This is a genomic window from Ameyamaea chiangmaiensis (assembly GCF_013376175.1).
In the GTDB taxonomy this organism is placed as follows: Bacteria; Pseudomonadota; Alphaproteobacteria; order Acetobacterales; family Acetobacteraceae; genus Ameyamaea; species Ameyamaea chiangmaiensis.
Genome location: NZ_JABXXR010000181.1, coordinates 1 through 4,815, shown reverse-complemented (window position 1 = coordinate 4,815; position 4,815 = coordinate 1). Strand labels below are relative to the sequence as shown.

Sequence of the window (4,815 nt, the reverse complement as noted above, 5' to 3'; positions counted from 1 at the left end):
TCCATCCGGCAGGGCAAGAGCATCTTCGGCCTTGAGGGTCGCGACATCCCGCCAGCCCAGAAAATGGCTGACGCGATCGCCGACCTTAAATCGGTCGGAGCGTGTTTCGACCACCCGACCGACGGCGGCCCCCGTCATGGGTTCGTTCAGTTCGAACGGCGCGATATAGCTATCTCCCTCGTCCATGCGCGGGCGCATATAGGGATCGACGGAGAAGAAACTGTTGGCAACCCTGATCTCACCATCGTTCAAGGGGCTGTCGTGTGTTTCCCGCAAGGCGAAACTCTCCATCGTCGGAGAGCCCTTCGGGCGGGAAACGAGGTTCCAGGCACGAGACATCTGTTTTTCTTTCTGCACAGGACATACGGGACGGCCATGGCTCACACGGCACACGCCAGCGAGCGGCAGATCGGAGTCGGTGTCCGATATCCATATCTCGACCGAATATCCGAAGTAGAACGGAAGTGTCACGCGGCTGCATGGTGACGTGACGTCACATGCAACCGCGTAACGCCCCCCGCTTATGCGTTGACAGCTTCGAGCAGGGTCGTGGCGGCGAGCTTGCCAAGATTATTCGACGCCAGCGGGCTGTCGCCCGTCAGCAGGAAGCGGTCGCGGTGGACCTGTCCCGTGATCCCGGTATTGAGGATCTTGACGTTGTATTTACGCAGACTTTCACCGACCAGCCACGCCATCTTGCCGGGGATATAGCCGATCTCGATGTTGGCCCCGGTGTCCAGGCTGTCCGGGAACACGCACATCTCATAGCCTTCATAGGCGAACGTGCCGCCATCGACCGCCGTGGCCAGCAGACTGGCCGGCCCGTGACAGAGCGAGATCGTGAAACGTTCGTTGGCCTGCGCCCAGTGCAGGATATCACCGACCTGCTTGCTGAACGGCACGCCATTGAGCACGCCGTGGCCGCCAGGGATGAACACGCCGAGATACGGAGTCTCGGCCGTGAAGCCCTCGCCGATCACGTCAGCCAGTTTCTTTGGCTGCTTGAGCTGCTTTTCGTACTTCTTGTATGTCGCCTTGACGGCCTCATCTGCGTGCGGAAACGCCCACCATTCGAATTTGACCGGATCGCCGGAGATGGTCGCGATTTCGATTTCGAAGCCTGCCGCATCCAGGTGATACATCGGCAGCAGCATCTCCACCGGATGATTGCCGGTCGAGAAAAACTCGCCGTCCTTCATCATCAGGTAGCGCTCCTGCGAGCCAATCATCAGGATCTTCCACTTCCCGCCCGTGTAGGGCTTCGGATAGGTCGTGCCGTCGAAATCCGTCGTCGAGGACGTATATTGGGTCAGGGAGTATTCCGAAGGGAAGAAAGCGTCGTCTTCCGCCCGGTCGGGAACCGGAGCGCGGCTCAGTTGTTCATCGCTCATGGATCATCTCCTGTTGTTACGCCCGTCGCCGGTGATCGGCTTGCGGTGAAGCCTCGGAATCCCCCCACAGCCGGGGAGGGCGACGCGGCGTGAGTCGGATCATAGGCTGCTTCAGAATGGGAACAAATGAGGGAAATCCCTCAATATCAACGTGCGGTATTTCACCGAAAAACCGCGTGAGTGCCGGAAAAATTCCCGGCGAGGAGCTAAGGCAGAACTCCCGCGTAGATGATGACATTCGTCATGAAAACCAGAGTGGCCTTGGAACATTCTGAGTGGCTTTTGTCGTCCTCGACGGCAAGCAGTGAGCCTTTTGGGACCGACTTAGGATACAATTTGGGCTAACGCGAAACCCAACAACGCTTACTGCCAGCATCAGTGACGCGATGGCTGGTTTACTCATAATTTGGAGCCGAAGCGGACTTTCAGCTTACCCCCCATTGCAGTCGTGATTTCCGGTAGGTGACGGGAGCGCCGTGTTCCGGGATGAGGGGCGGGGTGTCTCCGCGGTTGGATGGGATCCCGCTTGGGAAGTGGTGATCAGAGGAAGAGGGCGGCTTCGCCTGTGGTGCCGAATAACCGGCATCAAAGGAGAGTTTTCCATGACCACCATCCTGTCCCCTGCGTCCCGTGATGCCGCGTCCGGCGGCTTCCGGACCGACCCCTCCCGTGGCGACCGCAATGCCCGCGTCTCGTCCGAGTGGTTCTCGCGCCCGGATGATGAGCGGTACCTGTCGCTGTCCGACCTGCATGCCGTCACGCTGGCGCGGGCAGACCGGGCCTCGGCCCGCACCGTGGAAAGCCGGGCCATTCGCGTGGAAGCGTCCCGCGACAATGCCGAGCGCCTGACGCTGGCTGTGCCGGGCCAGGTCGAACTGGTCGCGCCCACGCACTGGTCGTTTGGTCAGATGTGCAGTCTGGTTGCTGCCCCGTCGTCGTACCTGCGCAATCTTCCGGCTCCCTTAGCGGCGATCAACCTGCAGCACGGGCTGCTGTCGCACCGCGCCGAACTGGTCAAAACGCTGGAAACCGAAGACGGTCGAGTGGAACTGCGCGCCGTCACCGGCCCCGATTACGGTCGCATCTGGGGCCACGAACTCGTGGGCGCCGTGCGGAAGATTGCCAGTGATGGAACGGGCGATACCAACTGGAAGGTGCCGGGTGTGATCGACTGGGCCACCATGACCCATAATCCCTATGTCGATATCACCAAGGAAACCACGACGCTCTATGCATCGGATCGCGATGTCTTCCTGTTCCTTGTGGACGATACCGGCGCCACCCGCATCGTACTGGACGTTCGCGCTCTTGAGGTGTGCCGTATGCTCGGCGTCGAGGCGCATCTCGTCGTCAGCCAAGCTGGCGAGATGGCTCGCGCCTACGAAACCGATCTGACCCGCGAGGATCTTCACGCACTCGCCGATTACGTCCACCCGGTGAAGGATGTCGGCGCCAGCATCGCCAGCGGCAGCTTCCGTACCATGGGCATGCTGATCGCCCCTGCTCGGTGCGCACGCTGGCGGAGGTGGCGACCGGGGTCACGAGGACGCTCCTCACCCGCGCTGCTGACGTGGTAATGAAGGAGCGTCGCCCGCTGGTGATGATGGTCCGCAAGGCACCTTTCCATGCCGGGCATATCAAGAACATGCTGGCGGTGACTGAGATGGGCGGGATCATCCATCCGCCGGTGCCTGCGTTCTACACGAAGCAGCAGTCTGGCGGAGACATCGTCGATCATTGCATAGCGCGAGCGCTCGTTCGGTATTGATGTGCCCGACATGAAACGATGGGGTGAGGAGGCTCCATCAAAAGCGTCTCGACCTGACACATCAATCGCATGTTAAACACGGTTTCATGACCGCTTGTGAGGTGCGGTTGTGGATACGCGAACGGCAAAAGCTGTTCGTCGGCCGTCATGAACGTAAGCACCTCGAATGGCCGCTTTCGATCCCCCTATCCCCATAAGAAAGCTGCGCGAACCTACTAAAAGAACGACATGGCCTGTAAGACGATGGCGTTGTCGACTTGTGCCGAGGCCCGACCCAGGATGTTCATCGGGCACTGGGTTCCAGACCCGGTTGCCGACCGTGCGATCGTCAGCGATGCGCGCTGCCAAGGCGCCGCAAGTGCGGCAAGACGAACGCGGACACCGTAGCCGGCCGACTGCCGAGGGGTCGGAATCGCCGCGACGGCACGAAAAAGGGGGCTTCTGCCGATACCCTCCGGAATGTCTCGCGTTCTGGTCTGCGGCCTCTGTAACGGTGCCGCCACGTTTTCACACGGCCAGCGCGAGGCGCTGGCGAACGCTTTGCGGGACATCAAGGGGCGATACATGGATATCGCACGTTAAAAACCCGGCCCCGCGAGGCGGTTCTTTGTCAGCTGACAGCGCCAGCGCGGGTTCCGGATGCGTGGGGTGTGCGACGGGCGGCCCGACACCCGAAAATTTGGCTGATATCCGGGCCGGGTCTGGTGGACTGGACATTCTCGTAAACACTGCCGGCATCACCGATGCCGAGGATGGGCTGCCGACTATCTCTGCGCCTGTCGCCGCCCGCCGCTTGGAGAAGGCTGGCAGGCTTTTCCTTAAGCGCTGCAATCACGGGGCATGGGCCCCTCTCTGAGGTCGAGCGATACACGAGAGACGTGAAGCAAGTGGCACTCGCAAGGGAAGCTATCGAGCGGTTAAGTGCTAAACCATAGAGGTTTTACACTTTCGACTCGCTGTAAATGGCCGTTTTCTGAGTTGGTGGCGGACCCGACGCGATTCGAACGCGTGACCTTTGCCTTCGGAGGGCAACGCTCTATCCAGCTGAGCTACGGGTCCAACGCCGCCTGCATATCGTGAATGGGCCCGCGACGCCAGACCCTTTCTTGCTGGTCGCCGCCTCATCGGCCCAGCCCGTCGATCCGCGACGGCAGAAGGGCGAACGGCGCGGTATCGGTCCAGCCGGCTCGCCAGGCCGAGGCCGCGACGTCGCCGCCGGAGGGAAGGGGCCGCGTCGGCGTGTCAAGCCATGACAGCATGTCACGCGTCACGACGTCGCCGTTGCGATCGCGCAAGAGCAGATGGTGGCCGCCGGGGATGAAGTCCCGACGCGCGGTCGCAGGCAGCGCGGCCCACAACCGGCGTGTGGCCTCGGGCGGGACAAGATCGTCGCGGCCGCCATAGACCGCGAGTACGGGACAACGCACCCCAGGCGCGGCCCGAGCGGCGGCGTGCATGAGGGTCACAAGACCGTCGACCGCTGCCATCCGCGAGTCATGAAGCGTCAACGGGTCGTAATACAGCCGAAGCAGGGCCTCCCGATTGTCGGAGGGATGCACATGCACCGGCAGGCGCGCGCCGCTTACGCGCCAGTCGGGCGCGACCGTGCTGACCGCCGAGACGAGCGCGCGGCGGGCGGCGTCCAGTGACCAGACG

The 4,815-nt window shown here is 62.0% G+C and carries 3 protein-coding genes, 1 tRNA gene and 2 pseudogenes; 2 read left to right on the top strand and 4 right to left on the bottom strand.

Annotation, left to right across the window (positions count from 1 at the left end; translation table 11 throughout):
• Both HUK82_RS14580 and hchA read right to left on the bottom strand, forming a co-directional pair.
• Positions 1–339: pseudogene (locus tag HUK82_RS14580) on the bottom strand (NADP-dependent oxidoreductase); the annotation flags it as partial.
• 182 nt (positions 340–521) lie between these two features.
• Entirely contained in the window at positions 522–1,391 is an 870-nt protein-coding gene (hchA, locus tag HUK82_RS14575) for a glyoxalase III HchA (protein ID WP_176614645.1), read from the bottom strand.
• Positions 1,392–1,993: 602 nt separating this feature from the next.
• Here hchA and HUK82_RS17505 point away from each other — a divergent pair.
• Both HUK82_RS17505 and HUK82_RS17225 read left to right on the top strand, forming a co-directional pair.
• Positions 1,994–2,665: pseudogene (locus tag HUK82_RS17505) on the top strand (DUF932 domain-containing protein); the annotation flags it as partial.
• Between the two features lie 41 nt (positions 2,666–2,706).
• Positions 2,707–3,159 carry a flavoprotein gene (locus tag HUK82_RS17225; protein WP_317134865.1) on the top strand — a complete coding sequence of 151 codons (453 nt, stop codon included), beginning with the start codon at positions 2,707–2,709 and terminating at the stop codon, positions 3,157–3,159.
• 982 nt (positions 3,160–4,141) lie between these two features.
• Here HUK82_RS17225 and HUK82_RS14560 read toward each other — a convergent pair.
• Both HUK82_RS14560 and HUK82_RS14555 read right to left on the bottom strand, forming a co-directional pair.
• Positions 4,142–4,218 (bottom strand) — tRNA-Arg (locus tag HUK82_RS14560).
• Between the two features lie 62 nt (positions 4,219–4,280).
• On the bottom strand, positions 4,281–4,815 hold a 535-nt coding region (locus HUK82_RS14555), incomplete at its 5' end, for an alpha/beta hydrolase (RefSeq protein ID WP_176614644.1).

What these genes read in the sequence shown, in the direction of transcription:
- hchA (WP_176614645.1), bottom strand. Translation starts at nt 1,391, where the DNA reads ATGAGCGATGAACAACTGAGCCGCGCTCCGGTTCCCGACCGGGCGGAA.